Below are 26,982 nucleotides of genomic sequence, written 5' to 3'. Positions count from 1 at the left end.
TACCTCTTTCCTCCGACCGGATATCAAGAGGCCGGGATCTCCTTGTCGATCAGATACTTCTCTCCTGACCCTCCCAGTAAGGTTTGCGCAGGATGCGTTTGAGAACTTTTCCGGTGGCGGTGCGGGGAAAATCATTTACGATATCCACCGAGCGCGGCCGTTTATACCCTGCCAGCTTTTCTTTGCAATGGACCAGGATGTCGTCTGCAGACAAAGCGCCGCTGTTTTTCAAAATCACCAGGGCTTTCACCTCTTCTCCGAAATCGGGATTGGGGATGCCGATCACGGCAACCTCCGAAACATCTGGGATCTGGGTGATCACTTCCTCGATTTCAGCCGGATAGACGTTTTCCCCGCCGCTAATGATCATATCGTGCTTCCGATCGGCCAGAAAATAATAGCCCTCTTCGTCGAAATAGGCCACGTCCCCGGCGGTGGACCATTCCCCGTCGATTGAAGCCTTCGTTTTATCTGGGTCTTTGTAATAGCCGATGAAGGCCGAACGGGCCTTGGCCCAGAGCACCCCCTGTTTGTTCGGTTCGGTGATGATGTTGCCGACTTCATCGACAAGCTTGATCTGAATACCCGGATTGGGTTGCCCGATGCTGCGCACCTTGCGCATTTGATCCTTATGGCGGAGCGTCGTCAGGGCACCGGTTTCAGTGGATCCGTAGCCTTCGCTGAAGCGGATGTTCTTGAAAAAGTCCAGGGCCGCTTCTTTGGTTTTGGTCAACAACGGCGCCGAAGAGCTGCCCAGGGACGTCAGGGAACTCATATCGTATTTTTTCTTGACGTCTTCCGGCAGTTCCAAGATTCGTGTAAGCATGGTCGGTACCATGGAACTGGTGGTCACCTTTTCTTCGTCGATAAGTTTCAATACTTGTTCCGGGTCGAAACGCCCCGAAGGGAAAATAACGTTGGTACCGCCGCACCACAGGGTGATCAGTGTCGACCAGACACTGTTGGAATGGCAGATGGGAATGATGGCCAACATCACGCGTTGGTCCAATTTGATATGGGATTTCCCGGCGGTGCGCACAAAGACGTTTTTCACGATGTCCAAGGTGCCGCGAATGGTGTTCATGGCCCCTTTGGGAAAGCCCGTGGTGCCCGAGGTGTAGCCGAAAAAGAAAATATCGTCCTCGCGCTGCTCCACGTCTTCAGGTTCATGGGTCGGATTGCCGGCCAACAGGTCCTCGTAATTTAAAAAACCGTCCGGTATTTGATCTTTGGGGCCGACGATGAAAATGTTCTCTGGTTTCACCGCCGGGATATTCTCCAGGCGCAGCTTGTCAAACAGTTCTATCCCCACGAACAATGCCTCGGAATCGGAGTTGTTGATAATGTATTCGAGCTCCGCCGGAACCAGGCGGAAGTTGACCGGCACCGAGATCATGGCCGCCCGTGTGAGTCCGTGATAAATCTCCAGAAATTCGACATTGTTGTACATGATAATCGAAAACTTGGTCTGCCGTTTGTACCCTCTTTTGAGGACGGCGTGGGCCAGTCGGTTGGCGCGGTTATTCAGTTCGGCATAGGTAACGCGCCGATCTTCGAAAACCGCCGCCGCCTTGCCCGGAAAACGCCAGGCATTAATTCTTAAGCCGTCTGCCAGGTTCATAATATTCCTCCTGCAAGTTATTGCCGCCGTATCCGGACGTATGATGATGGCCGTGACGGCATTGGAACCCGCTGTTGCGTGGTTCCCTATTTTATGTTGTTGTCCATTCTTTCGTTTGCCCGAAAGCACTCTCTCCGGCCGTAAATCGGCCCGATTCCGAACGTACATCGGCCGAAACCGTACTGCTCTTTTATCCGGTCTTACTTGCGCTCCAACGTAATGGCAAAGCCCATGCCGCCGCCGATGCACAGCGTCGCCAAGCCTTTGGAATAGTTTTTTCGCTGCATTTCCATGGCCAGCGCATAGGTAATCCGGGCGCCGGTACAACCGACGGGATGGCCGATGGAGATGCCGCCGCCGTTTATGTTGGTTTTTTCCCAATCCATTTTCAGTTCACGCATGCAGGCAAGTGCCTGCGAAGCAAAAGCTTCGTTTAATTCGATGCAATCAAGATCGGCCATGGCCCAGCCCGCTTTTTGCAGTGCCAGACGCGTGGCCGGGATGACACCGCACCCCATATAGGCAGGATCTATGGCTCCAGCGGCGTGGCTTTTGATATAGGCCAAGGGCTTAAGACCCAGGTCCGCGGCCTTCTCCGCTGACATGATCACCACCGCCGCTCCGGCGTCGTTGATGCCGGACGCATTGGCTGCCGTAACGGTGCCGTCTTTTTTGAAGAACGGTTTCAGTTTGGCCATTTTTTCCAATGACGTCTCCATGGGCCTTTCGTCTGTATCGAAAACCAGGTCGCCACCTTTTGGCCGGGGAATGGTCACGGGAACGATTTCATCTTTAAGTGTTCCGGCCTTGATAGCTGCAAGGGCACGCTGGTGGCTGTCAAAGCTGAGTCGGTCCTGGTCTTCCCGGCTGATGTCATACTTTTCAACGATATTCTCCGCCGTCATTCCCATGTGGTAACCGTAATAGAGCTCCCACAGGCCGTCGTGTACCATCAAATCAATCGTCTCCGTATTGAACATGCGGGCCCCTTCTCGCAATTTGAGCAGCGCATAGGGGGCGAGGCTCATGTTCTCCATACCACCGGCGATGATGACTTCGGCATCGCCGGCCTGGATAGACTGCACCGCCAACGCAACCGCCTTCATTCCCGAGGCGCATACTTTGTTAACGGTAAAGGCAGGCGTCTCCTTGGGCATGCCGGCGTAAATGGTTGCCTGCCGGGCCGGGTTCTGCCCCTGGCCGGCCTGTAAGACATTGCCCATGATGACCTCGTCCACAGCGACTTCAATATGGTCGTCGTCCCATTGGCGGAATTTTTTTTCCAACTCGATGATTCCGCTATCTTTCAAGGGCACCGGTGCAGTGTCGAGCATGCCCTGGGTCGCCCTGGGTTTTAAACCGGCCTTTTTTAGACTTTCACGGATACAGACGGCCCCCAATTGAGCAGCGGGAATATCCTTAAGCGTTCCCATGAAATTGCCCACGGCCGTTCTGGCCCCACTTACGATCACAACTTCTCGCATGATTCCTCCGAGGTCTGTTGATTAGTTGGTTTTCGATTCCGACTCCTGCCTGCTTCGATAGAGGCGTCTATTCTTCATCTTCAAAGGTCTCAATGCGGCAATAATCTTCTTCTTCCCCCTCGCACCTGCCCCACTTGTAGGTCTTCCCTTCGAACTCGCTGTTGATATATTCGGTGGTTGCGGGAATATATTTCTCGGGCGAGGCCCAGAAAATCTGCGGCGGGCCGTAGGGGGGAATGTGTTCAAGGTTATTGGGCTTTATGCACCATTCCACCGGATATTTGATGGGCCGTCCCGCCTTTGTGCTCCAAACCGGCAGAGTCTTTTCCATGGTCCATTCAAAAACACGGCCCAGTGAGAGCACCAAATCAATATCAATACCGGTTTGGATGCCCATCTCGTCCAACATGACCAGGGTATCCTCGGTGGGACAGTTGCCGACTTCATACGAATTTGTATACATCGGACCGCTGCCCTTTCCGGGAACGCCGTCCACCATGAATGCCGGTTGCCCGCCCCCCATGCCCAAAGATGTCTCGATAATGCGCGCGCCCGCCAAAATGGCCGCAAAGGTATTGGCCAGGCTCTGCCCCCTGCATTCGTGAAAGTGGGAAATTCTGAATTTTATCTGATCGTCGTATTTGCCGTAGCGATCCACCAAAGCCGACATATACTCATAACTTCTTCGGGGATTGGACTCGCCGGTGGTGTCGCAGGGGGTAAAATTGCGGATGCCGTGATCCATGCCCCAATCCATAAGTTCAAAGGTGTTTTCAATGGGAACCGGGCCGGCAATGGGCGAACCGTAGGTACATGCGATGGCCATATCGATCTCAAATCCGCTGGCCTCGGCAATTTTTATCAGGTCCGGGATCTCTTTCATATACTCCTTGCGTGTGCGCCCGGAGTTACGGCGACCATGCAGATCCTCTGCCGAAATGGTAAAGGCCACGCTGTTGGTGCGGTAGCCTCTCTGGGCCATTTCAGCGGCCCGCTCAAAGGCTTTGCGTGTCATCCCGTAGCATTTGAGATGGGGCTTTTCCTCCTGGACGACTTTCAATTTGCATACCCGCTCCAGGACTTCTTCGGCATCAACACTTTGGGCCAGCAGTTTCGGATGGCCGAAATTGGTGACCTCTATATATCTATATCCGGCCCGAACAAGTTGGTCGGCGTACCATACCTTGGCTTCAGTGGGTACGGTTTTGTGGGCGTGCTGCAGACCATCCCGCAGCAAAAGCTCCAACATCACGATCTTATCGGGCAACTGCCCGCTCAGTTTCTTATCTTTGTTGCTATTATTCTGAACCATTTTGTCCCTCCTTGAGTATCAACTGCCGGCGTATCGGGAAGGCTGACTCCCCGTCGGCGGCTCGCATCATCCTTGTATGGTTTATAGATCACCACCTCCGGGGCGCCTTTTCACACTTCGCTGGCGCCCCCACCTTCCCGAAACTATGGTCATTTTACGGCCTGGAGTCGTTTCTCAAATGTGGCACATGTTGTTCCGGCATTGAAAACGCCTTTACCAGAACTTTAGCCCGCGTCAGGAGGTTGCCCTCACTTCCACGGCCCATTGCCCGAGTTTAAGAAACGCGTCGGTGAGTGTTATGAACGTTTCATCGCCACCGGTTTCCAAGGGCCTGCCGTTGGGCGAGTAGATTCTGATGCGTGTCCCTTTTTTCAGATCGGCCATCTTCGTCTCTCGCCATTTGTTCATTCCCATGTCCTTAAAAATTTTCAGGTTGTCGCTTACTTGTTTGAGAATCATTTTTGCATCCTTTCTATCTTGGTTCGCTACCTTTAGAACTTTTGACCCCAAGCCGAAAGTATTAGAAATTTTGATATCATGTGTAGATTTGAATGAGACGAAAATTGAACCTGAATCGCTATTTGCCATGGCTTTGGGTTATAAAATCGACGCTTCCTAATTCATGAGAATCAGGAGTTCTGACCTTATTTCTACTCAGGATTTGATAATATTTTATGGCAGGCAGGAATAGAATACAATCCGGAGCAATGGCTATTTACATATAGTTATGATTAGCCATGTAACGGATAATAGTCGAAGAGTGCGGCAAGCGCTTCGTGATTCGGAGTCAAGGCAAGGGCATTTTTATCGGCTTGCCCGCTGTTGTCGGAGGAAGGAAAAAGCAAGCCGCATCCTGAAAAGGATTATTTTGAAACAGAACTATTGGGGCCAGTTGTACTGGTTTTCGGTAGTGGAGAAAAAATCCATTTCAATGCGATACCCGTCTTCTTTGCTAAGAGACACCTTGGCCTGGGGGTAACGCTTGGTGAAGACCTGAATCATGGCCGAGTTGTCTTCCAGCACCGAAGCGCCGAACCGCTTGTAACCATTTAAAACGGCGATTTTCTCCAACTCCTTGAGGAGATAGGACGCAATCCCCATGCTTTGGAAGTCTTCGCGAACCACAAAAGCAACCTCCGCGCTTGAAGAGCTTGCCTCGGCATAGGAACCCACGGCTATGATTTCCTTGTGAAAGCGTTTCTTGCTCAATCCGATGAGGGTCATATTTTTTCGGTAATCGATGTTCGACCACTCCTGTTGGACCAACTCATGCGTGAACAGCTCCATCGGGAAAAAGAAACGGCGGTAAATAGTCTCTTTCTGCAGCGAGTAGAAAAAATTGCGATAGTCAAATTCATCCGACGGCAAAAGAGGCCTGAACGAAAGCTGTTTTCCGGTTTTCAGCAAATAGGTGCTCTTGTAATCTTCTAAAAACAACAGGTCGTCAAACGAAGGCGGAATCTGATCTTTAAAAATATAATGACGCCGCTTGGCATTTTCGATCAACTCAGACCGAAAAGCGGGGTGGGCGATTTGAGCCAGCTCCATTACCCGCTGATAAACGCCTTTGCCGTGCAGCTCGGCAATGCCGTATTCGGTCACCACATAGTGGACATCTCCCCGGGTGGTGGCCACGCCGGCACCGAGGCTGAGGTGGGAAACGATGCGCGACACCTTCCCGCTGCGGGCCGTCGAAGGCAAGGCGATGATGGAAAAACCGCCTTTGGACATGGCGCTGCCGCGTAAAAAGTCGACCTGGTCGCCGATGCCGCTGTAAAACATAAAGCCGATCGAATCCGCACAAACCTGGCCGGTGAGGTCGACCTCCAGGGCCGAACTGATTGAAATCATATTGTCATTTTGTGCAATGATGGTAGGATTGCTGACATAATCGGATGTGCGAAAATAAAAACTCGGATTGTCATGCACGTATTGATACAGCTTTTCGGTGCCCATACACATGGAAGCAACGGTGCATCCGGTAAGGTGCGTTTTTTCCGTATTGGTGATAACCTTTTTTTCGAAAAGAGGCAGAAAAGCGTCGGTGATAAGCTGCGTGTGCAGACCCAGATTCTGCTTATTTTCCAGATACTCCAAAACGGCAGAGGGCAACGGACCAAAACCGACCTGGAGCGTAGCCCCGTCCCCCACCAATTGGGAAACATAATGGCCAATGCGGCGTGCCACGCCTTTATCTATTTTCCGTGGAACATTGGTCAGCAGCGGTTCCGGATACCACACCATATGGTCGATCTGATCGATGTGTACAAAGGTGTCGCCAAAGGTTCTCGGCATCCGGGGATTGATCTGGGCGATGACGACGCGGGCGTTTTCCAGGGCCGCTTTGGTAACGTCAACCGAAATCCCCAGACTGCAGTAGCCGAAGCTATCCGGTGGGCTTACCTGGACAAGGGCAACATCCAACCCAATGGTATGATTTGAAAACAAAGCAGGAATTTGGGAAAGGTAAACGGGTATGTATTCTATCTTGCCCATAAAAGCGGCGGCCCGCATGGGCCGGCTGATGAAAAACAGCTTGAGCGCAAAGCGCCTGAAAAAGGTGTCATCTTCAATGTAACGGGCCAGGGTATTGGAAAACATCTGATAAAGAACGCCGTCCTCAACGTCCGTTTCTTCAATAAGCGTTCTGATCAGATGCCTTGGTTCCCCACAGCCTGTACCCAGAAAAATCCGACTGCCTTTTTTGATTGTGGCCAGCGCTTTGCGGGCGTCGATGGCTTTCAAATTTGGAGGGGGAGAAATCGCCATTAAATTCACCTGTTTGATGGTTGTGGAATTTGATGCCGGCCGCCGCAAATGAAGGTCTGATTCTGATTTAGGATATTGGGAACAGGACAACCCTGCAATAACTATCCATAGCTATTTTATTATCGTTAACATTAACCATCGACCGTTCATAGAGTGAGTATTCCGCGGTTGAGAAAACCGACAAGGCGCGGCCGAGATGGGGAAGTAACACGATGTCGAAATAGTGATGCTTCATCATTGACAGACACTCATCGAAACGATTATTTCTATACTTGTTTCGCCTCCTCGATCGAAAGCGATGTTGCATAGACTCCCGGAAATGTGACGACCGGTTACACCGCTTGCGTAGCCGCCGGAAACGTTCCAGTTGCCAAGTTGGTTTTGTCACAGGAAAGGAATCACCAAATGGAAGAGCACCTAACGCCCGTGAATACGGAAATGGAAAGACGGCTGTGCACACGACGGAAAAATGTGGATGTATTTTTAATGCCATTAAGCCGACAACTGCGTGTAGTGGCTGAAATGGAGGACGGCGTCCACCATATGCGCATTGATATGATCGTCATGCAGCCTTCATTGCGCATCACTGCCATCACCTCCGAGATGCTATCCATCCCGGATCAGGTATGCCGTCAAGCCCTTGACTGTTTCGATCATTTGATCGGCCAGCGCGTTGCTCCAGGGCTTACCCGCCTGATCAGGCAAAAAGCACCTGCAGGGTGCGCCCATTTGACCAATCTATTCCACGATGCGTGCTACAATCTCACCATGGCCCAGGGGGTTATCACCGAGGAAAAACTGATCGCCCTGTATCCGGGTATATCTGAGGCGCAAATATATCACATATTCATGATGTTTCGTCCTGATTTACGCAACAGTTGCATCCGTTACGCCGATTCGAGCCCCTTCATGGAAATCGTCGACAGTGCATCTTTGCCCGAAAACTTCCCAGGATCACACCCCGCTGTAAATTCAGGCTGATTTTTTCACGCAAAGTGAGAAACCTATTCATCTCAGACATCCATGAGATTCTGACGTAAAAATGCCGTGGTATACCGGATGGCTCTCTTCCGGTGTAGCGGATTCGAGAATCGATGGTCGGCCCCATGCAGGATCCTGAGGCATCTGGGGGTAGCCAGTCGTTGGTAAATGCGGTAAGCGTGGGTTACCGGGACGAGCTTGTCATCCCGGCCGTGCACTATCATGCACCCCCGTAAATCCCCCAGAATCCGATCCAGGCGGTATTGCCGTAAATCCTTGAAAAAAGCCTCTCCTAAAACCTTCAACCCGGCGGCCGAATTTTTAGAAGGTTTGCTTATCTGCCAGGGGGTCGCCCAGGCAACAGCAGCCCGGATGTTGCAGCCGGTTGCCATGGCCCACAGGGAGACGAGTCCACCCATGCTGCTGCCCATGAACCCCATATGGCCTTCCACCCAGGCCGATTGCCGGCTCACGAAAGCATAAACAGCCTGCAAGTCATCAAGTCGGCTGCTGAGGGTGGTATCTGCAAATCGTCCCTGGCTGTCGCCGCAGCCGCGATGATCATAGCGGATGGCCACCAGCCCTTGTTCCGCTAAATGTCGGGCCATGGCAATAAACTTAGGACTGTCTTTGCTGCTGAAAAGCCCGTGGGAACAGATGACCCCAGCCGCCGGACAGTGCGCCGGCAAATGCACGCGGCCATCGATTTCAAAGCCATTACTTACGACCCTGAAGGCTTCTACACGCATGGAACGAGCATCCCTTTGCGGCACACTGGCAGGCGTACATAAAGGCATCGCCTGTGTGTCTCAAGGGCGGATGATAGGAGCCTGAAAGGCACTATGAATCATCATCGGAGGTATACCCCTCTTGGGAGATATACCCCTCTTGAATGGCATATTTTATCAAATCGGCGGTTTTTTTTATTCCAAGTTTTCGAATGATGTTGGCGCGGTGATTGTTGACGGTGTAGATGCTGATAAACAATAAATCCGCAATTTCCTTGCTCTCCCTGCCTTCGGCGACAAGTTTCAGGACGTCCTTTTCCCTGGAGGTCAGGACCTCTTTACGGTGTTCTCTGCCACCCTGATAGAACGTTATCATCTCCGAAGTCAATTCCCCGGAGAGGGATTTGGATATATATCTGCCGCCGTTGCGAACGCTGACGATGGCCTCAAACAACTCGTCGCCGGTGGCTGCTTCTTTAAGCAGGTATCCGTCCACCCCGGCGGCCAGGGCGTTTCGGATATAGCTGCGTTTTTTGTGCATGGTCAGAATTATGATCTTTATCTCCGGATGGCTGCTTCTGATCTTCTGGGCGGCTTCGAGCCCCCTCATTCCCGGCATGGAAATATCGAGGAGGATCATGTCGGCCTCTTGTCTGGTTAACAGACGCAATAACTCCAGCCCGTTTGACGCTTCGCCCACGACCTCCAGATCGGGTTTTTCATGGATCATGTGCTTGATACCGTCCCGCAAGATGATATGGTCGTCAGCCAATACTAAACGATAAGAATTCATCATTTGCGCCTTTTCTCTCAATGGGAATCATAAAAGCCAGCCGGGTGCCGATACCAATGATGCTGTAAACCCTCATTTTACCGTCCAGCATGCGGGCACGTTCCTCCATGGCCGTCAATCCCAACCTTTGTCTATATCTATTCCCTGTGGAAGACTGTTCTTTAACAAAACCGTTACCATCATCGGCGATGTGGATATCGACCATGGTCTCTCTTATTGTAATTTTAATCCAAACCCTGCGGGATTGGGCATGTTTTTGGATATTGGTCAGGGCTTCCTGAAAAATGCGGTATATCAGCGTCCGTGCTTTCAGACCAAAGAGTGCGTCAATGTTTTGAATATCCATAAAAACTAGCAGATTGGTGTGTTTGGAAAAATCTTCGGCCAGCAGGACGATCGATTCATCCAGGCCCAAGTCTTCCAGCGTGGACGGACACAGTTCGTGTGACAAATGGCGGACGTTTTCGATGATACGATCGACATAATTATTGGCATTTTCACAGGTCTCCAAGACCTGCCGCGAATCCGCTGGTAATGCTTTTTTGATGCTTCTTAGCTTTAATTTTAAGACCATGAGAGCCTGGCCCAGGTCATCATGAAGTTCGAGGGCCATGCGTCGCCGGGCTTTCTCCTGAGCTTCCAGCAGATGAAATGACAACGACCTGAGTTTGTATTGCGATTCTTTCAACGCCTCTTCAGATAGTTTGCGATCCGTCGTATCCATGATGATGCCTTCAATATAGCGGGGCGTACCGCAAGAATCGCGCAGGACCACCCATCGATCATAAATCCAGCGGTAAGTATCGTCTTTTTTCAAATAGCGGTATTCGGCCTCGCCGCTGTCCTTCCCTGACGCCTTCGACTCCCGGGCCTTTCGGCGGACCATCTCCCGGTCGTTCGGGTGGATGCGTAAAAACACGCTAGCCGACGTAATATCCGCCGCTTCGGATTCCTTTGAGCCGAGAAGTTCGATGACCAAGCGATTAAAGAACAGAAAGCGATGCGATTTTATATCATAACGATAAATACCGCTTTGCAGCCGCTCGGCCACTTGTTTGAAGTGGTTGAACACGGCCTGCGCACCGGCTTCAATTTTCTTGTAATCCGCCAGTTCCAACTGCAGGACGGTAATTATTTTTTCGAGGTCGTCGTAGGTCAGGCTTTTGCCCATTTTGGGCGGCAAGATAGAACTGATGTTGGCGTCCTTAATCACCATGGGATTCTCCAATCGCCATAACACTTCTCTGAAGATGCATCATTGTCGCCTGCTCTCCGCCGTGGACTCATCAGCAGTTTTTCGAAAAAATTGTATTTCGACTTTATAGATATCCTGAATTATAATGTTAATAATTTCAATATAATACAAAAACTTGTGACTGTTCGAATATTATCACTGCACGCCTGTCATTACAATATCAAAGGGTTTTGGGCTGATCTTTTCCTGTTTTATAAAGCTGTTTCCGACCGCATTATTTTGCGCAGCTCCCGAACACGGCCAATGATATCGGGCGACTGGGTGATACCGGTTACCATTGCCACTCTATGGGCTCCTGTTTCCAGAACCTGATTAATGTTTCCGATATTGATTCCTCCCATTGTGGTATAAGGAACATTGAGCTGAGGTCCGATTTCCCCGATCGCTCCGGGGCCCAGAAAGTGAGTTGCGTTTTTTTTTGGTCGACGTCGGAAAAATCGGACCGATATTGACATTGTCTGCCCCATCCTTTTCGGCCTGGAGGGCTTCGCTTACGTTGTGCGACGAAGCGCCGATGATCAAACCAGGTCCAACCCGACGTGTGCAGCAATGGGCAGATCTTCCTGGCCCAGATGTACGCCGTCTGCATCGACAGCCAGAGCAATATCGACATGGTCGCTGATAATGAGAAGGATTTGCTGCCCATATGTCCGTTTTCTAAATTCGAGTGCCAGGTCATGAATCGCTTTTTTCTTCCAGTTTTTCTCCCGCATCTGAATGATTCCTGCTCCTGCGGCCATAACAGCATCGAGTACCTCCAGGTTCGTCCTTCCCTTGGACATCTCTTGACAGGTGACCGGAAAGATATCAATCGCTCGGTCCGGGATAGCGAGGTTGCGGGCGTAACGCCCAGCTTGCGTCGGCGTCAGTGCCTGCGACGGACCTCCTTTGGCGGCTTTCGAACCCACTTTACAACGCTACCCTCTCAAATGTTTTCACTGCGCATAAATCGCCGCACATGGTACACACGTCACGGCTGTGGTCTTCGCTTTGCCCTCTCCTTTGGCGGGCCAGAGGCGGATCAATAGCAAGATTGTACATGGTTTCCCAATCGAAACACCTGCGGGCCCGAGACATGGCAGCATCCCAATCGCCGGCTTGGGGCAGATTCTTTTCCAGGTCACCAATATGAGCGGCGATACGGGAGGCAATCACACCGTCGTGGACGTCCTGGATCCCTGGCAAGTGTAAATGCTCGGCCGGCGTTACATAGCACAGGAAATCGACACCGGCGGCAGCAGCCACGGCCCCGCCGATGGCTCCCACCAAGTGGTCGTAGCCCGGGGCAATATCCGTGGGCAGCGGTCCCAGTACGTAATAAGGGGCATTGTCGCAAAGACGTTTTTGCTGGCGAACATCGTCGGCGATACGATTCAACGGTACGTGCCCCGGACCCTCGATCATTACTTGAACGCCGGCCCGGCGGGCTTTTCGGGCCAATTCTCCCAGGGTAACCAACTCTGCTATCTGAGCCCGGTCTTCGGCGTCATGAATCGCTCCTGGGCGCAGCCCGTCGCCCAGGGAAAGGGCTACGTCATGTTGGCGACAAATTTCCAGTAGGTCATCGAAGCGCGAGTAAAGCGGATTTTCAACCCCGTGCGCGCTGATCCATTCGGCCATGAAACTCCCACCGCGCGATACCATGCCCATGATCCGGTCGCAGTCTTTCAGGACCGCCAGATTCCGTCGGGTTATGCCGCAATGAACGGTGATAAAATCAACCCCGGCCCTACCCTGATATTCGATTTCGGAAAAAAGGTCATCTGCAGCCATTTCAACCGGTGCCTTTTGTTGGGCCATCAACTTGCTGATCACCTTGTAGATCGGCACCGTACCCACCATCACCGGTGCTTGCCTTAAAATGGTATCCAGAATTTGATCCAAATCACCGCCGGTGGATAAATCCATTACCGCGTCGGCTCCGGCCTTGACGGCTGCGTTCAGTTTGGCCAGTTCTTCTGTTACGTCATGGTGACTGGGTGAAGTACCGATGTTTGCGTTAACTTTGGTTTTCAGACCCGCGCCGATTCCGCGGGATTCGAAATGACGGTTGCTGTTTTTGGGAATCACCGCTGTCCCGAAGGCCACTTTTTCGCGAATGGCTTCGGGCGGAACCCCCTCCTGCCGGGCAACCTGGTACATGCTTTCTGTAATTTGTCCTTTTTTTGCCGCTTCGAGCTGAGTCATTTAAAACCTCCTGCCAGATGGTGGTTCTGCATTGATGCCTGTACGCCAGCGAATGGTCGTGCTTCTGCGTGATGCGACGGTTCGCCCATGCCCCCGGGTCCGTCACATGATCGTTCCCGGCAGCGAAAGATGGGGCGCTGCCGAACAACAAAAGTTATCCGTTCGGGGGCACAAGATTCGATTTTCGGGAAAAAGCGTCGGGAGATTATGACTGGGAGGCAAAGCATACCTAACGCATTTTGGAAAAATAGGTGAGAGGATGATAAAGTACATGTAACTCCGTTTCCCTTCGCAGGCGTTATCCTGATCAGGTTCATAAGGGTTTCCACGGTTGTGGTCTCTCAGCCGTAAAAAAAGCGGCACCCCCAACGATACTCTATTCCGATTTTTTCATTTTTATATTTCTACTCAGAGTTGTTCAGGTGCTCGCCGCCTCCGTCTGTTTTTAATCAAATCTGATGCCACACAAAAATTGCACCATTGCAGCGCAAAAGGAAGTGAACCATCGGTTGCTCGATCCTTTTTACCACCTCCTTTCGCAAAACTGCAGGCCATTACCATAGGCCGCCGGATAATCATTCAGCGTTCAATTGGTTGTAATTCTTTTGTAAGTCCGGCTTGAAGAAAATTCACCGTATGGCGGAATAATCCCATCATCGCGTCACATTTTTCAGAACAACCACCGTTAATTTTATCCCCCGATAGCTGGTCGCTGATGCCTGACCAAATAGAAACACCTGATAATAGTGTAAAAAATAGATTCACCACCTCACCGGTTTTAAGGGCGGATCCTGCATCCTTTCCGGTGTAGGCAAAGATGGCTGTCAAGTTCTCAATTATGCTGTTGAACCGATTTTGCACTTGCCCTCGCAACGTCGGCGTCATACAGTCCAAATTCTCAGCCGCAAGGAGGTGAAACATATTCTCGAAGATAAAGGGATTGAATTGGTATGCATCCGAGAGTACATGATGTAATGCGGAAATCTTGCTGTTTAAATCGGATTTACCATGAGAGGAGAAGACCTCGCCAAGTCTTAAATCCAAATATTGAAGCGAGTTGAAAGTCAATGAAACGAGAAGCTCTTCCTTGTTCTGGAAGTATAGGTAAATAGTCGTTGTGCTTACCTCGGCCTCCCGTGCGATATCATCAATGGTGGTACTGCGGAATCCCTTGGTGGAAACCATTTTCTTGGCCGCCGCCAGAATCTGCTGGCGCCGTTGCGCTCTTTCCCTTTTTTTACGTTCTTGAATACCCATTAGAAATCTTCCGTACTCAACGCCAGTTCAGACGGCTCCATAGCCCGAGGGATGCCTTGGCCGCCTTGAATCATCACACGTCTCAGGCCATTATTTTCCAAAACATCAGCGGCTTCATCCATTACCTGCCGCGTTACATGAGGCCAATTCCTAGATCTGAACGCCGGCTGCAACTCCGTCAGGGTAACCGGAATGTCCGGGTTTAAGGTTGCCAGAGCGACGGCCATTTCCTCCAATTCGCTTCTGGTATGGATCCGCGGATGGCAAGGAATGCTTACGGCCATAAAAACCTGATCCGCGTATCGTACCTGCAGGTGCTCAATGGCCTGCCAAATGGTTTGCATGTACCGTTTTGCAAGGTTCTTGTCATGAACCCCGCTTAACGTCATAAAGGTTTTTATTTCAAGCGCTTTGAAATCAGGTGACACGTCCGTGACGCCGGCCGCAATCAGTTCGTCAATATAATCGGGGGTAAGCAGCGAGGCGTTGGTATCGAGTTGAATGCGGCTTTCAGGCACTGATCCTCGCAACTCCCTGACGGTGTCCACGAGCCATTGTCGGTTCAGTGTCGGTTCGCCGCCGGATATCCCGATCCAGCGATCCTTTTCCGGTCGTAAACCGAGTTGGGCAATAGCCTGTGACGGGGTGAGGGAGGTGGCCGTTGATGAAAACGTCAGATCCCAGTTATGGCAAAGATCGCATCGGTAATTGCAGCCATGGGTGAAAATGGATGGATGGCCGTGGGGTGCCGGACGCATGACGGTAACCACGCGTTTCGGCGACACCTGCCTGATGGCCGCCTGGCGGGTTACGATCTTCATGCCGGAACGTAGCGCAGTAACGCAGCCGCGGGCCTGTTGCCCGTCAATCAAGACGGCGCAGTTCCAACATCCGCCGGTCCCGCATGCTGAAGAGGCCTCCCTTTCCGGTATGACACCCAATTGGGTAAGAGCCTTGGAAACCGATAGAGGCCCCGGTAGTTGTTGGGCCTGACCGTTTACTTCGAAGTCGATGAGATTCCATTTTCCCTCTCCCCCGGCCGCCTCATACACGTCGACGATTTTCAGATCACGGGCCGCCTGGGGGCAAGCCGCCACGCATGCACCGCATCCAATGCAGCCATCGGTCCCGGCCGGGCAGGCGATATATTGTGTGCAAAAACCGCAATGGATACAGTTGCCGGTACGAACCGCAATCTGACGATTCTGGATTAATGCCATATCAGCCTCACATGTTCTGCCCGGGAGGCAAATTCGAAACGATATTGCCCCCAGAATTCATCTTCCGCTTCGGCGCCGACCGCAGCAAGTTCCCCGGCTCCCAAGGCATCCAGGAACTGTGCTTTGGAAGGCAAATTCAGTATCAATTGATCAATGCACGGCATGGGCACAAAATCATAGGGATGTTCGTTATCCATATTGGCCCAGACCACATCACCCTTGCTGGCGATAGCACCATCGGCTAAAACAACGAATATTTCCTGCGGGAAATCCCACCGCTTAAAAAGCCGCCGTAGATAGTCCACAATCATGTTGCGCGACAGCGATGCTTCCGTAATGCGACCAGTCTGAAAATCACCTAAAAACGTCACTGTACCCCCTTTTCGCTGAGTGAGGTGTCCGGCCGGAACGGTTGTCTTGGTCTCCGGCCGGTTTTCGTTTTTCACGGAATCGCGCTGATGGTTCGGTCGATGGTGTTTATTTAAGCCATTCGCTTTTCGACTCGTAACCGAATTCCTTTTCGGTTACCGGCTCCCAAGAATCAAAAATGGGCATTTTCGGCAGTTTCTCCAGTTCGGGGAACCACCGTTTCAGGGTTGATCGCCGTGAATGTTTACCTCTCAAGGGAAGTTCTTCCCAGGGGATGTGGGCATACATCAGCGAATACACCGGACCGATGACGGCCTTGTTCACAAGGTGCCGGTCCATGATGCAGTCGAGGACTACCGGGCCGCTCTTTTCGGCCGTATTATACGCCTGCTTGAGCTGTTCGCGGAAATTTTCGGATCGGTTGCAGAGCATGCCTTCCAATCCACCGATAACCTTTGAAAGCTGGTCGAAACGCTGCATTTCGGTCGGGCGTTCTTCGCCAAATTGCTTCGCGCCCATCCATTCGCTGCCGATGGCGTCCTGCTCGCCCAGGACGTCATAATTGGGGCCATACCAGGGGTACTTCATGCCCGGCATCCAGCCGCCGTTGTTGTTAACCAGATAAACGATCGGCAATTTATACATCACCGCCACATGGATATCCAGAGCTGCGTTCATCATTCCCGAATCTCCCATCAGGGCTAAAAACGGTATTCTGGACCCGTTTTCCAGGTCGCCGATGGCTGCGCCGATGGCCTGGCCCACGCCGTGACCCACTCCGGCATTGTCGTTGGCGCTCAGACAGGAAGCCGGCCGTGTAAACTGGAGATAGGGCATTACGAAATCGCTCATGGTGTAACCGTCTATGGAAACGCGAACGGCACTGCCGTATAGCTCTTCGTTCACCTCCCGGATGATTTGCGACATGTAACCATGGTGTAGAAAATCATTTTCACGGTAGCGCGGATGATCCGGGCCGTATTTATAAGCGCGTGCGGTACGCGCTTCGGTAGCCTCGGCCATCGATTTTTTGCAGCGCTCGGCCCACTCCTCGCGCTCTCGGCTGATCTTGTCATATCCGTTGCGTTTGATGCACTCGTTCAGTTGTTTCAGCACCGTCTTGGTGTTGCCCACCAGAGCGGCCTTCGTGTTGACATAGGTCCATACATACTCATCGCAGGGAGCGATCTGCACACTTTCAGGCCATCCGCCGGCATATCCGTCAAAAAAGCCGACCTTGAGCCCGATGGGGATTATCAAGTCGAACTCGTTACGAAATTTTGGGAAGCCGCGATGGTGCATTTCGTGTTTCTCGCTTAAGGCGGCCCGTCCCAGGCGACGGGTATTAAACGGTATCTTCGTGAGGTTGGTAAATTCTTCAAGTTCATCCGAAGCCTGGTCCCAGGCGGCATAGTCGCCCAGTATTACAAAGGGTTTCTTTGCCTCGAAAATCGCTTTGGCCGCTTTTTCGATGGTCGCCGGATCTGCTCCTGATTTAATGGGCTGGGTAGTCTCATCCTGGCGCCAATTAGGAACATAATCGGCATGCTGTGAGAAAAAACCACCCCAATAATGTTCCCGAGCATCGTCTTTCATAAAAAGGCAGTCGACGCCCAGCTCGAAGGCCACAGGCCCCATGGGCGCGGCCTGGGCCACCCGGAAGCCGCGGGTCATGAATTGTTTTACGGACCAGGGATAAAAAACACGCTGAGCCCACTTGGTGATGTGGGCGAAAAATTCGGAGCAGATACTCTCCTGGATGGTGTTGTAGAGATGGTCATGCTCTTGTTCGATCCCCCCGGCCAGGTAGATAATCGGGGTGTTGCTGAGATAGGCCTGCTGCATGGGGCTGAAAGCGTTGCCCGTACCCGGCCCGACAGTGCCGAAAGCCACCGCCGGTTTTTGGGTCACCTGGCTGTATGCTTCTGCAGCATAGACCGAATTTTGTTCATGTCCGAAAATAATCAACTTGATGCCGATACGTGAAATGGCGTCCACAAAATGCCAGATATGTCCGCCGGGAACCCCCCAGGCGACGGTGACTCCCTGTTCACGAAGAATTTCTGCCACATACTTACCCGTTGACGGATAAATTTCCCTTTTGCCTAAAGGAACTTCCAGGTGTTTCTGAGCTTCTTCGTCGAATTCAATTCCGAGTTTTGGCATTTTTTCTCCTTGCTTTTTTTGTGTTAGAGGTTTCACAGCCAATTTATAAATTGGTAATGTGGTTTTGGGGTAATTGATAGCCCTTCACGTTTTCGTTGTCTTCACCCCCACGGCGCACTGCCCACTTTTAAGGAATGCATCGGATAGCGTGAGGAATGTTTCCTCGCCGCTGGCTTCCAACGGTCTGCCGCTGGGCGAGTAGATTCTGATTCGCATACCTTTTTTTTAGATCAGCCATCAGCGTCTCTCGCTACTTGTTCATGTCCATGTCCCTTAAAAAGTTTACTGTTATCGTCTACTTGCCTGAAAATCATATCTCCCTCCTTGCTTTCGTAATTTCAATGCCAGGCTTTTTTGCCCGTTTTCTCCAAATTGATTTCATTTCAATATCGTTGTTTTTTGATTCTTAAAATCCCAAATCAAAACAGTTCCGTGCAAAAACAACCGCTGCATAGGACTCCTGTGCCATGCAGAATAGCTCTCCACGCTGGTCATTCATCCAGCCGGAAGTTCCATAGACCGTTGAGAAAGGGATTTTTGTCACGCTCCACAGCGATGGTGGAAAACGCTGTTGTGCCGTAATTGTGGCCCGGATAAATTAGGGTGTCATCCGGCAGCGTCAGAAGTTGGTGGTTGATGGAATCCAGAAGCTGCTCCATTGACGACCGGGGTCCGTCCACGCGGCCCACGGAACCTACAAAAAGCGTATCACCGGTCAGGCAAACACCCAACGATGCCTGGTAAAGACAAATACTGCCCGGCGTATGCCCCGGGGTATGCAACACCTGCCAACGCAGTGCCCCCACGGTCAATTCATCGCCGTCTCGGACAACCACATCCGCGGGTGGGGATTTGCGGGCGGAAAACATCTCCAGCCAAAAATCCCCGATTTTTTCCAAGTAAGCAGCTTCGGCCTCATGGATGAAGATCCTGGCGCCGGTCTTGGTTTTCATTTCGGCGTTACCCATGATATGATCAACATGTCCGTGGGTGTTAACGATGGAGCCGATCTGCAACCCGTTCTCAGCCGCCAGGCCGATCAACATATCCACATCATCAGCAGGGTCTACAACGATTGCCTCACGGGTCTGCGTATCACCAATGAGATAGGCGAAAACCTCGTGTTCACCGACTTCGATCTGTTTTACAAATGATGTGGTTTTCATTCTATGTCCTATACTACTTGCTTTCTATGTAGGTACGAATACCCCGGACGCTTAACAGAAATGAAGCGTGTCGATCGGGATAGCGCTGCAAGTACGGTTGCTGCTTCAAAAACAATTTCCACATGGCTTGGGTTTCTATTCCCGGAGTTTCATTGAGTATTGCAGTTACGCATCGGGTCCATTGCTCGTGGGCTTGTTTTAAGTCTTCAAAAATTCGTTCCCGGGGATTCAGGCAATAGGTTCCGCAATGAGCGAAATTGATCCGCTTGGGCTTCAATGCCTCAATACGATTAATGGAATCGACAGACTGACACTTGTCATAATCGCTCGGCGGGGTGAGGATGAAATTGGGCTGGTCGGCAATCTTCAATCCCAATGCATCACCTGTGAATACGGCCGCAGCAAAAGGGTCGTGAAATATTACATGGTGTTTGGCATGACCAGGGGTATAATGCACCTCCAGGTGAGAGGCGCCCAACTCTATCGTGTCGCCGGAATCAATGGTCTTCAGATTGCCTTCAGGAACCGGCAGCATGGCACCTATGGCAGCAAAACGTTCGCCGTAGACGCGGGCGGCCGCATGCAGCAGTCTAGCAGGATCCACAAGATGGCGGCTCCCCCGGCCGTGAACGCATACGATCAATTCCGGATTCAATCGCGTCAGGCACCCTGCTCCACCGGCATGGTCTAGATGAATGTGAGTCAAGGCCAAGTAATCGATACTGCCGGGATCCAAGCCGAGTCGATCCAGCCCGGCAAGCAAACCGGGATGGTCCGACGGGTAACCGCAATCTACGAGGACCGTTTTACGATCCCGTACCACATAGCAGGTCCGGTATCCGTCAAACGTTATCGACACGGTGCGAGCGTCTATGTTTTCGACGGTGAGCATGGATGAGTGTTACTCCTATCCTGAAGATCGACCGGAGCAGGCCGCAATGGCGTGGGATCCACGTGGGCCGATTTATCCCTGATGCAATTTCGCGTCGCCTGCCCGATCCACGATGGAGGTTCGGCATTCCGATTTGCGCTGGTTTAGCCTTTCGATCCCAAACGAAGCCCACCGTGCAGAAAATAAGTTTCGCCGCTTATGGCTTCGTTGCGATACAACTCACCAATGAGCGAGGCGACTTCTTCGGGCTCAATTAAACGGCTGATGGGCACATTTTCAAGGATCCGATCCAGGGCTTTCTGGTTCATGCCCTTGACCATCTCCGTGCCTACATAACCCGGAGCCACAGCCACACAACGGATTTTGTGGGCCAACTTTTTACGGAAGAACTCGGCTGTAATGACTTTAGGCATGACGGACATGGCGGCCTTGGCGGAAGAGTAATTAATCTGACCCGCGGTTCCCAGTGATCCAGTAGAAGAAATTAAGCATATCAAACCCTTGCAGTCATTGTTGATCATTCGCTCGGCACACTCGCGCACCGTCAGAAAAACCCCGGTCAGGTTGATGGCGATCACTCGGTTAAATTGCTCCAAGCTCATTTTAGATATAATTTTACCGGTTTCTCGATCAGGTGTTAAAAAAAGACCATCGTTGATGATGCCAGCACACGGCACCACCAGGTTGATGGCGCCGAAGGCCTTTATGGCCAAATCTGCCAGAGCGGCATTGTCCGCTTCCTTTGTCACGTTCCCGGTCAGGGTGGCTACCTCGCCGCCCATCTCCCGAATTTCACCTGCGACCCGTTCCAAACCTTCCGGCATGACGTCGCCAAGTACGACTTTACCGCCGTTTTGGACCCAATATTTGGCTATTGCCTCACCTATACCGCTGCCCCCGCCCGTGATAACGGCAACAGATCCTTCAGTTGCTAACATGTCATCCCCCTGTTTCCGGCCGTATCATAACGGCCGGTCTTGTCACTATTGTGTAAGGTTGCACCGGTTTCCTGCCGACCGGGGAGCCGCTTTCTTGAAAAACAGACTCCGAGCGTCGTGGGAGCAACCCCTAACCCTTCATCCGCACTTTCAGTCGGATTTTCCGCTTTCCATGCCGCCTGCCTCCTTCTCCTGCACAACATCCCTATCCCACAGCCATAATACCGCCGCCAATCCAGCTTTCCCCAGCTGATCTGCGCAGCCAGTCGCTTACGATTTCCCTGGCGGCATTTTGCGGATCAATCCGGTATTCCCACACATGGTCAAGGGCTTTGTCGATATCCCGTCCGTTTTCGATCTGGCTCCAGATCAGACGTGTACACTCGGCTTCGATGTGATGTTTCAATTCTTCTTTGATCTGGCGCCGGCGCCGCAACTCCATTTTGTTATCACGTTTCAGGTAGCGGCAGTGATCCAACAGACCCTCATAGAGCTCATCAATGCCTTGGTTCATCGCCGCCGACGTCATGAAAATCGGGGGCCTCCAGTCCAGGCGGGAATCGATGCGGTCCAGCATCCCCTTTAACGAGTGAGCGATGTTGTCGGCGCCCGGGCGGTCGCATTTGTTGACCACGAAAACATCCGCCACCTCCATCAGGCCGGCCTTCATGATCTGAACACCGTCACCCGATTCAGGGGTCAGCATCACCACCACCGTATCGGTGACCTTGGCTATATCAAGTTCCGACTGCCCTACCCCCACGGTTTCGATAATGATGATATCCCTACCGCTGGCGTCCAGGATCCGCGCCGCCTCCCGGGTGGTTTGAGACAGACCGCCCATGATTCTGCCGGCGCTCATGCTGCGGAAAAAATAATCGTATTCCTTTTTCTTGATATTCATTCGCACCCGGTCTCCCAAAAGGGCGCCGCCGGAAAAGGGGCTGCTCGGATCGACGGCCACAATTCCCACCGAATGGCCCTTTTGGCAAAACCGCCTGACCAGCTTATCGACCATGCTACTCTTCCCGGATCCCGGTGGACCTGTGATACCGATGTAGTAGGCTTTTCCGGCATGAGGGTACATTTTCCCTAAAATGTACGGTGCAAGGCTGTCACCGCGCTCAACCAGAGAGATTAACCGCGACGTGGCGGGCTTTTCACCCTGCAATGCGGCTGCAATGATTTCGTCGATACTTTTCATGGCACCCTCTCTCTTTTTCGTCAGAAGAGCCCAATCCTGCTCCTGCTTAAATTGGGCGATGCTTTTGTCTGAATGTGGTTTTCATTCAGTTTATCAGGAGATTTTGCCGACAAGAATCGTTGCGTTTAGGTCCTGCGCCAGCGTTACGCATTCATCGCTACGTTTAATTCCTGCGCCAGTGTTACGCATTCATTGATGCCGTCGATGATGACCTGCATGGGCGTATCCGGCAGGTAGACTTTTTCAATGCCGTGTTCCCGCTCCAGAGTCCGGGCATCTTTCGGGGCCATAACACCTCCCATAAAGACCTTGATATGCTCCATGCCCTTTTCCTTGAGCAGCCGCACCACCCTAGGCCCCAACGTCATATGGGCCCCCCCGAGGGTGCTCAGGCCGATCACGTCCGCATCTTCTTCCACCGCCGCCTCAACGATCTGATCCGGAAACTTGTTGCCCAGATAGATGACCTCCATCCCGGCATCCTTCATAAACTGCGATACCAGGTATACCCCACGCCAGTGAATGTCCAAGCCCAGCTTCGCCATTACCACTCTGACTTTCCTATCCATTTTTAGTATTCTCCTTTTATGAATCCTATCTTCAATCTTTCTGAAAAAAGATGATTTTTAATGGTTCACAGCCACTCTGGCACTATCCGATCCGTAACTAAGAGAAATCCTCTTTTACAGGAGCGGAAAGGCCCACAAACCGAATTCCTCCCGGAACACCTCTTCGATTTCACCCAGGGTAACCAGGTTTTTAACCGCTTCGAGACAATGCGGCATCAGGTTTTCTTCACTGTGGCACTTGTCTTTCAGGATCTCCAGGCTTTCCTTGACTTTTTGGGCGCTGCGTTCTTTACGCAGTTTATCCAGTTTGGCCTTCTGCCGCGTGAATGTTTCGGGGTATTCAAAAACCTCGATGGGGGCAGTTTCACTTTCCTTTGACGCCTGAAAATTGACCCCTACGATTTTGATTTCGCCACTTTCGATTTTCTTCTGGGATTCCAGGTTGTAGTTACTGATTTCACGGTGCAGCCAACCATCTTCGACCGCCTTGACCAGGCCGCCCATGTCTTCGATTTTCTGGATATAGTCAAATATCCGCTTGCACATCTCGTCGGTGAGATGTTCCACATAGTATGATCCGGCCAAGGGATCCACCGTGCTGCAAACACCGGTTTCGGCCTGGATGATCTGCTGGGTCCGCAGCGAAATCAAGGCTGCTTCTTCAGTGGGCGCCGAATACGCTTCGTCATAGGAGTCGATGTGCAGGGATTGACATCCGCCCAATACCGCCGCCATTCCCTGGAGGGTCGAGCGCGCCACGTTGTTGAGCGGTTCGGTGGCCGGCAGAGTCACCCCGGCGGTCTGTACATGGAAACGCATGAGCATCGATTTGGCTTTTTTAGCGCCGAAGCGTTCTTTCATGATCTTGTACCAGACCTTGCGGCTGGCCCGGCATTTGGCGATCTCTTCAAAGAAATCGTTGTGCAGGTCCCAGAAAAAGGACATCCGGGGTGCAAAATCGTCAATCTTCATCCCTCTTTTGATCAGTTCCTCCGCAGTCGCAATAGCATTGGCGATGGCGACGGCGACCTCGCCTATGGCATTGGTGCCGGCTTCACGCAAATTGTAGCCGTTGTAGCTGACCGGATTCCAACGGGGTACATTCTTACAAACCCATTCGATCACATCGCATTGCATGCGAAAGGATGCCTTCGGTGGAAGAATTTCCGGGGCGCTGCCCACGCAGGTCTCCATGATGAAGTCGTTCTGACAGGTTCCGGCAACGTCGGTCAACGGGGTTCCGCGATGTTCGGCCACGGCGAAGTACATGGCCGGGATGACAAGGCTGGTGCTGGGCAAATGGGTAACAATGTTCGTACTAGCCGTTCCCAGATCGATATCTTTAAAAAAGGCATCTATATCCCAGATGGAATCCACCGCTGCGCCACAGGCCCCTACATTGCCCTCCGCTTCTGGATCATCGGAGTTGTAACCACGGACTGTGGGCAAATCGAAGAGGATGGATATACCCGTTGCCCCATGGTCGAGCAAATAGCAAACCCTTTCGTTACAGTCTTCCGGTGCGCCCAGACCGGCCAGCTGGCGTACGGTAAAGAGTCTGCCGCGGTACATGTTGGGATAGACGCCTCGCACATAGGGAGGATGCCCGGAAAAGCCGATATCGTCCGTATAGTTAATCTGTTCGACGTCGGCCGGGGTATAAATCAGTTTGACGGGAATCCCGGAATGGGTGAAATACTTGCCTTCGGTCTCGCGATCCGTATCGCGAAGGCTGTTATGGAACCATTCTTGGTAATTAGCCTTTATCTGCTGCACATGTTCTTCGCTGAAAAGACATTCCGTCGCTTTTGACTCACGCGCTTTGCTTTTCCCCACAATGTGTCCTCCTAGTTTACGGGTTAAATTGTTTTTTTGCCGTAGTCGCTGACCATAAAGGCAGGCTCCGCACTTAAGTGTCTTTCCTCGCCATAGAATGTCACGTCGATGATTTTCTTACGTGGCGCTATTTGATAAGGAATATATGGAAGGCAGAGATAGAATACAATCCACAGTAATGGCTATTTCCACATAGTTAGGCTTCGCTATCCCACAGGCGGAAACGAACTGCCACATGTTCAAGGGGTGCTTCCCATCTTCTGCTGATTAAGATACAATCACTGTAATGTTTAAAGACGTGAACATTCAGCCATCTTTAATTATGCAGCGGCAGGGTCTACTGTAAAACGGCCTTGACATTGGGGTCCACCGCAGGACTATAAATAGGAGGGATTGGCGTGGCTTGTCTGTCCTGCTCGGCGGATGTCCGATTAGACGCCGGGCCGGCCGGAAAAACAGGAAAACCCTGCTGAGACAAGATTTGAGAAACAGCTTTGCGCCCTGAAAAGGGAAAAAGACCTGTTTGAGCAGAATCTGGAACTCAAGGACATGCCGCCGCCGTTCGCATTAAAATTGAAAAGGGTCGGAAGAAAAAAGGACAGATCCAGCGGTTATTTTTTCGTGATATAAGGAGTCACCATGAGCAATGATGTTTTCCAAATGCCGGAACAAGCCGAAATTCTGGTGGTTGACGATTCCATCGACAGTCTGAAGCTGCTTGCCGATTTGCTCTCAGGCCAGGGTTACCATGTACGTCCCGCCGCAAATGGAGAGATGGCCCTGCGTTCCGTGGCCGAGAGCTTGCCGGACCTGATTCTTTTAGATGTGAAAATGCCGGTAATGGATGGATATGAAGTCTGCGGCCGCTTGAAAGCCGATGAAAAGACGCGCCGGATTCCAGTTCTCTTTATCAGTGGCATTGAAAATATAGATAGTAAAATCAAATGTTTTAAAGCCGGCGGCGTAGATTATATCACCAAGCCGTTTCAGTCCGAGGAAGTGCTGGCACGTGTGCGGATCCACTTGGAACTGCGACAGCTGCAATTGCAGCTGGAGCGGTCTTATTCAGAGCTTGAGGAGCGAGTGCAAGAGCGCACCGCCGAACTGACTCAGGCTTATCATGCATTACAGGCGAGTGAGGTTCGATTCAGAGGTCTATTTGAAAACTCACCAGTATCCATCTGGGAGTTAGATTTTTCGAAAGCAAAGGCCTATCTGGATAGCCTTAAAGATCAAAATGTCGACGATTTTGAAGCGTACTTGAACGAACATCCGGTTACGGTTACGCAGTGTGCCGAGCAGGTTGCCCTCCTCGATATCAATTGTGCGGCAGTGGAGCTTTTCGGGGCATCGGATAAGCAAGCGCTGCTGGAAGAGCTGACCAAGGCCTTTACGGCGGAATCCTTTGAGCTTTTCAAGCACCAGCTGCTGGCGATCTGGGAAGATGAGCCCAGGATGGAACAGGATGCCATGGTTACAACGCTGGATGGTGAGCAACGATATGTGAGGATCAATTGCTCGGTTTCTCCAGGGCATGAAAAAACGTTCTCAAGGGTCCTGTGTTCCCTGATCGATATTACCGAGAAAAAACGGGCAGAGGAAAAGATCAGGCGGCAACTGGTAGAGCTGCAAACGTGGCAAAATATGATTTTAGATCGGGAGGATCGTGTGCAGGAACTCAAGCGCGAAGTCAACGAACAGCTGGAACGGTTGGGTGAGCCGATTCGTTACTCCAGTCAGCAGGGGCTCCCGTGAAGGATAGACATCGTTTGGAGGTGAGAAGTGTGGTGGACTTCAGGCAAGCATGCACGAAAAAAGATTCCGGATGAGGTACCATCGGTCATTCACCCGAGAAAAGCACTCTCCTTGTAATCCTTTGATCGACCGCAAAAAGACTGCTTGACAAAAAAGTCAGAGTCGCTCTGAATCGCGCCATCGATCAGGCCCGCCTGCTGGAGCGCGCCTATCACGGCAAAGGGATTGTCACCCCCACGCTGGCGCCCCTCCCGTTTCCGGGCGCAAGGGGGGGTGTCAGAAACCTGTGGCCCTATTCCGAAATCCAGAATCTGAATTTTTTCGCGCCTCCGTGGGCACGCCGGAATTCACCGCCATCTGCGACAAGATCATGCGCCATGTCTACGAAAATGCCTATATGCTGGTTGTTCCAGCCCCCAATAAGGTTCTGGCGGTCAATAAAAACGTGGATTACAAGCCGTACCGGATGGCCAGTATGCC

The 26,982-nt window shown here is 51.8% G+C and carries 23 protein-coding genes, 1 pseudogene and 1 riboswitch; of the genes and pseudogenes, 3 read left to right on the top strand and 21 right to left on the bottom strand.

All coding sequences use genetic code 11. The annotated features are described in order from the left end of the window. Nucleotides 1–49 precede the first annotated feature (49 nt). From ACEW8N_RS01505 to ACEW8N_RS01485, 5 genes are all read right to left on the bottom strand, one after another. Complete coding sequence (locus tag ACEW8N_RS01505; RefSeq protein WP_373498021.1) at nucleotides 50–1,870, bottom strand: class I adenylate-forming enzyme family protein; 1,821 nt, start codon at nucleotides 1,868–1,870, stop codon at nucleotides 50–52. Next, a complete protein-coding gene (locus ACEW8N_RS01500) occupies nucleotides 1,822–3,105 on the bottom strand; it encodes an acetyl-CoA C-acetyltransferase (protein WP_373498020.1) in 1,284 nt (427 codons plus the stop codon). Before ACEW8N_RS01500 ends, ACEW8N_RS01505 begins: the two co-directional genes overlap by 49 nt. A 67-nt stretch (nucleotides 3,106–3,172) precedes the next feature. After that, entirely contained in the window at nucleotides 3,173–4,417 is a 1,245-nt protein-coding gene (locus ACEW8N_RS01495; protein WP_373498019.1) for a hypothetical protein, read from the bottom strand. Nucleotides 4,418–4,651: 234 nt separating this feature from the next. Further along, nucleotides 4,652–4,876, bottom strand: a complete 225-nt coding sequence (locus ACEW8N_RS01490) for a hypothetical protein (protein WP_373498018.1) — start codon at nucleotides 4,874–4,876, stop codon at nucleotides 4,652–4,654. Between the two features lie 420 nt (nucleotides 4,877–5,296). After that, a complete protein-coding gene (locus tag ACEW8N_RS01485) occupies nucleotides 5,297–7,186 on the bottom strand; it encodes a GNAT family N-acetyltransferase (protein WP_373498017.1) in 1,890 nt (629 codons plus the stop codon). Nucleotides 7,187–7,591: 405 nt separating this feature from the next. On the opposite strand from ACEW8N_RS01485, the gene ACEW8N_RS01480 reads away from it, so the two are divergent. Then, nucleotides 7,592–8,167, top strand: a complete 576-nt coding sequence (locus ACEW8N_RS01480) for a DUF2889 domain-containing protein (RefSeq protein ID WP_373498016.1) — start codon at nucleotides 7,592–7,594, stop codon at nucleotides 8,165–8,167. A gap of 32 nt (nucleotides 8,168–8,199) precedes the next feature. Here ACEW8N_RS01480 and ACEW8N_RS01475 read toward each other — a convergent pair whose 3' ends face one another. The 16 genes and pseudogenes from ACEW8N_RS01475 to ACEW8N_RS01400 all read right to left on the bottom strand — a co-directional run bounded on the left by ACEW8N_RS01475 (nucleotide 8,200) and on the right by ACEW8N_RS01400 (nucleotide 24,747). Beyond that, entirely contained in the window at nucleotides 8,200–8,916 is a 717-nt protein-coding gene (locus tag ACEW8N_RS01475; protein ID WP_373498015.1) for an alpha/beta hydrolase family protein, read from the bottom strand. A 91-nt stretch (nucleotides 8,917–9,007) separates the two neighbouring features. Further along, nucleotides 9,008–9,709 (bottom strand): response regulator, encoded by a 702-nt coding sequence (locus ACEW8N_RS01470; RefSeq protein ID WP_373498014.1) that lies wholly within the window; start codon nucleotides 9,707–9,709, stop codon nucleotides 9,008–9,010. Continuing rightward, complete coding sequence (locus ACEW8N_RS01465; protein WP_373498013.1) at nucleotides 9,660–10,904, bottom strand: PAS domain-containing protein; 1,245 nt, start codon at nucleotides 10,902–10,904, stop codon at nucleotides 9,660–9,662. The genes ACEW8N_RS01470 and ACEW8N_RS01465 overlap by 50 nt, the downstream gene beginning before the upstream one ends. Nucleotides 10,905–11,134: 230 nt before the next feature. Beyond that, a pseudogene (locus ACEW8N_RS01460) lies at nucleotides 11,135–11,465 on the bottom strand (thiamine phosphate synthase). Further along, a complete protein-coding gene (locus tag ACEW8N_RS01455) occupies nucleotides 11,462–11,851 on the bottom strand; it encodes a thiamine phosphate synthase (RefSeq protein WP_373498012.1) in 390 nt (129 codons plus the stop codon). Before ACEW8N_RS01455 ends, ACEW8N_RS01460 begins: the two are co-directional and overlap by 4 nt. Before the next feature lies 1 nt (nucleotide 11,852). After that, entirely contained in the window at nucleotides 11,853–13,130 is a 1,278-nt protein-coding gene (thiC, locus tag ACEW8N_RS01450; RefSeq protein WP_373498011.1) for a phosphomethylpyrimidine synthase ThiC, read from the bottom strand. A gap of 267 nt (nucleotides 13,131–13,397) precedes the next feature. Continuing rightward, nucleotides 13,398–13,507, bottom strand: a riboswitch (TPP riboswitch). Nucleotides 13,508–13,709: 202 nt separating this feature from the next. Beyond that, a complete protein-coding gene (locus tag ACEW8N_RS01445; protein ID WP_373498010.1) occupies nucleotides 13,710–14,387 on the bottom strand; it encodes a TetR/AcrR family transcriptional regulator in 678 nt (225 codons plus the stop codon). Then, nucleotides 14,387–15,607 carry a radical SAM protein gene (locus ACEW8N_RS01440; RefSeq protein WP_373498009.1) on the bottom strand — a complete coding sequence of 407 codons (1,221 nt, stop codon included), beginning with the start codon at nucleotides 15,605–15,607 and terminating at the stop codon, nucleotides 14,387–14,389. Before ACEW8N_RS01440 ends, ACEW8N_RS01445 begins: the two co-directional genes overlap by 1 nt. Continuing rightward, on the bottom strand, nucleotides 15,598–16,053 hold the full coding sequence (locus ACEW8N_RS01435) for a hypothetical protein (RefSeq protein ID WP_373498008.1): 456 nt from the start codon (nucleotides 16,051–16,053) through the stop codon (nucleotides 15,598–15,600). Before ACEW8N_RS01435 ends, ACEW8N_RS01440 begins: the two co-directional genes overlap by 10 nt. Before the next feature lie 31 nt (nucleotides 16,054–16,084). Further along, complete coding sequence (locus tag ACEW8N_RS01430) at nucleotides 16,085–18,142, bottom strand: thiamine pyrophosphate-binding protein (protein ID WP_373498007.1); 2,058 nt, start codon at nucleotides 18,140–18,142, stop codon at nucleotides 16,085–16,087. Between the two features lie 491 nt (nucleotides 18,143–18,633). Then, entirely contained in the window at nucleotides 18,634–19,308 is a 675-nt protein-coding gene (locus tag ACEW8N_RS01425) for an MBL fold metallo-hydrolase (RefSeq protein ID WP_373498006.1), read from the bottom strand. Nucleotides 19,309–19,321: 13 nt separating this feature from the next. After that, nucleotides 19,322–20,200: an MBL fold metallo-hydrolase gene (locus tag ACEW8N_RS01420; protein ID WP_373498005.1), complete on the bottom strand. Its 879-nt coding sequence runs from the start codon at nucleotides 20,198–20,200 to the stop codon at nucleotides 19,322–19,324. Between the two features lie 143 nt (nucleotides 20,201–20,343). Continuing rightward, entirely contained in the window at nucleotides 20,344–21,138 is a 795-nt protein-coding gene (locus tag ACEW8N_RS01415) for an SDR family NAD(P)-dependent oxidoreductase (RefSeq protein WP_373498004.1), read from the bottom strand. Between the two features lie 205 nt (nucleotides 21,139–21,343). Continuing rightward, nucleotides 21,344–22,342, bottom strand: coding sequence for a methylmalonyl Co-A mutase-associated GTPase MeaB (gene meaB / locus ACEW8N_RS01410; protein WP_373498003.1), 999 nt, complete (start codon nucleotides 22,340–22,342; stop codon nucleotides 21,344–21,346). A 143-nt stretch (nucleotides 22,343–22,485) separates the two neighbouring features. Further along, on the bottom strand, nucleotides 22,486–22,911 hold the full coding sequence (locus ACEW8N_RS01405; RefSeq protein ID WP_373498002.1) for a cobalamin B12-binding domain-containing protein: 426 nt from the start codon (nucleotides 22,909–22,911) through the stop codon (nucleotides 22,486–22,488). A 114-nt stretch (nucleotides 22,912–23,025) separates the two neighbouring features. Continuing rightward, nucleotides 23,026–24,747, bottom strand: coding sequence for a methylmalonyl-CoA mutase (locus ACEW8N_RS01400; protein ID WP_373498001.1), 1,722 nt, complete (start codon nucleotides 24,745–24,747; stop codon nucleotides 23,026–23,028). 639 nt (nucleotides 24,748–25,386) lie between these two features. Here ACEW8N_RS01400 and ACEW8N_RS01395 point away from each other — a divergent pair. Together ACEW8N_RS01395 and ACEW8N_RS01390 are read left to right on the top strand one after the other, a co-directional pair. After that, nucleotides 25,387–26,502: a response regulator gene (locus ACEW8N_RS01395; RefSeq protein WP_373498000.1), complete on the top strand. Its 1,116-nt coding sequence runs from the start codon at nucleotides 25,387–25,389 to the stop codon at nucleotides 26,500–26,502. Nucleotides 26,503–26,788: 286 nt separating this feature from the next. Beyond that, nucleotides 26,789–26,982: hypothetical protein (locus tag ACEW8N_RS01390; RefSeq protein WP_373497999.1), on the top strand; the 194-nt coding region annotated here is incomplete at its 3' end.

It is taken from the genome of Desulfococcus sp., assembly GCF_041737845.1.
Lineage (GTDB): Bacteria > Desulfobacterota > Desulfobacteria > Desulfobacterales > Desulfococcaceae > Desulfococcus.
Note: the sequence above shows the minus strand (reverse complement) of the source record. Positions and strands in the feature narration are given on the sequence as shown.

Coding starts and splice junctions, on each gene's coding strand:
- ACEW8N_RS01500 (WP_373498020.1), bottom strand. CDS start 3,105: ATGCGAGAAGTTGTGATCGTAAGTGGGGCCAGAACGGCCGTGGGCAAT.
- ACEW8N_RS01495 (WP_373498019.1), bottom strand. CDS start 4,417: ATGGTTCAGAATAATAGCAACAAAGATAAGAAACTGAGCGGGCAGTTG.
- ACEW8N_RS01490 (WP_373498018.1), bottom strand. CDS start 4,876: ATGATTCTCAAACAAGTAAGCGACAACCTGAAAATTTTTAAGGACATG.
- ACEW8N_RS01485 (WP_373498017.1), bottom strand. CDS start 7,186: ATGGCGATTTCTCCCCCTCCAAATTTGAAAGCCATCGACGCCCGCAAA.
- ACEW8N_RS01480 (WP_373498016.1), top strand. CDS start 7,592: ATGGAAGAGCACCTAACGCCCGTGAATACGGAAATGGAAAGACGGCTG.
- ACEW8N_RS01475 (WP_373498015.1), bottom strand. CDS start 8,916: ATGCGTGTAGAAGCCTTCAGGGTCGTAAGTAATGGCTTTGAAATCGAT.
- ACEW8N_RS01465 (WP_373498013.1), bottom strand. CDS start 10,904: ATGGTGATTAAGGACGCCAACATCAGTTCTATCTTGCCGCCCAAAATG.
- thiC (WP_373498011.1), bottom strand. CDS start 13,130: ATGACTCAGCTCGAAGCGGCAAAAAAAGGACAAATTACAGAAAGCATG.
- ACEW8N_RS01445 (WP_373498010.1), bottom strand. CDS start 14,387: ATGGGTATTCAAGAACGTAAAAAAAGGGAAAGAGCGCAACGGCGCCAG.
- ACEW8N_RS01440 (WP_373498009.1), bottom strand. CDS start 15,607: ATGGCATTAATCCAGAATCGTCAGATTGCGGTTCGTACCGGCAACTGT.
- ACEW8N_RS01430 (WP_373498007.1), bottom strand. CDS start 18,142: ATGCCAAAACTCGGAATTGAATTCGACGAAGAAGCTCAGAAACACCTG.
- ACEW8N_RS01425 (WP_373498006.1), bottom strand. CDS start 19,308: ATGAAAACCACATCATTTGTAAAACAGATCGAAGTCGGTGAACACGAG.
- ACEW8N_RS01420 (WP_373498005.1), bottom strand. CDS start 20,200: ATGCTCACCGTCGAAAACATAGACGCTCGCACCGTGTCGATAACGTTT.
- ACEW8N_RS01415 (WP_373498004.1), bottom strand. CDS start 21,138: ATGTTAGCAACTGAAGGATCTGTTGCCGTTATCACGGGCGGGGGCAGC.
- meaB (WP_373498003.1), bottom strand. CDS start 22,342: ATGAAAAGTATCGACGAAATCATTGCAGCCGCATTGCAGGGTGAAAAG.
- ACEW8N_RS01405 (WP_373498002.1), bottom strand. CDS start 22,911: ATGGATAGGAAAGTCAGAGTGGTAATGGCGAAGCTGGGCTTGGACATT.
- ACEW8N_RS01395 (WP_373498000.1), top strand. CDS start 25,387: ATGAGCAATGATGTTTTCCAAATGCCGGAACAAGCCGAAATTCTGGTG.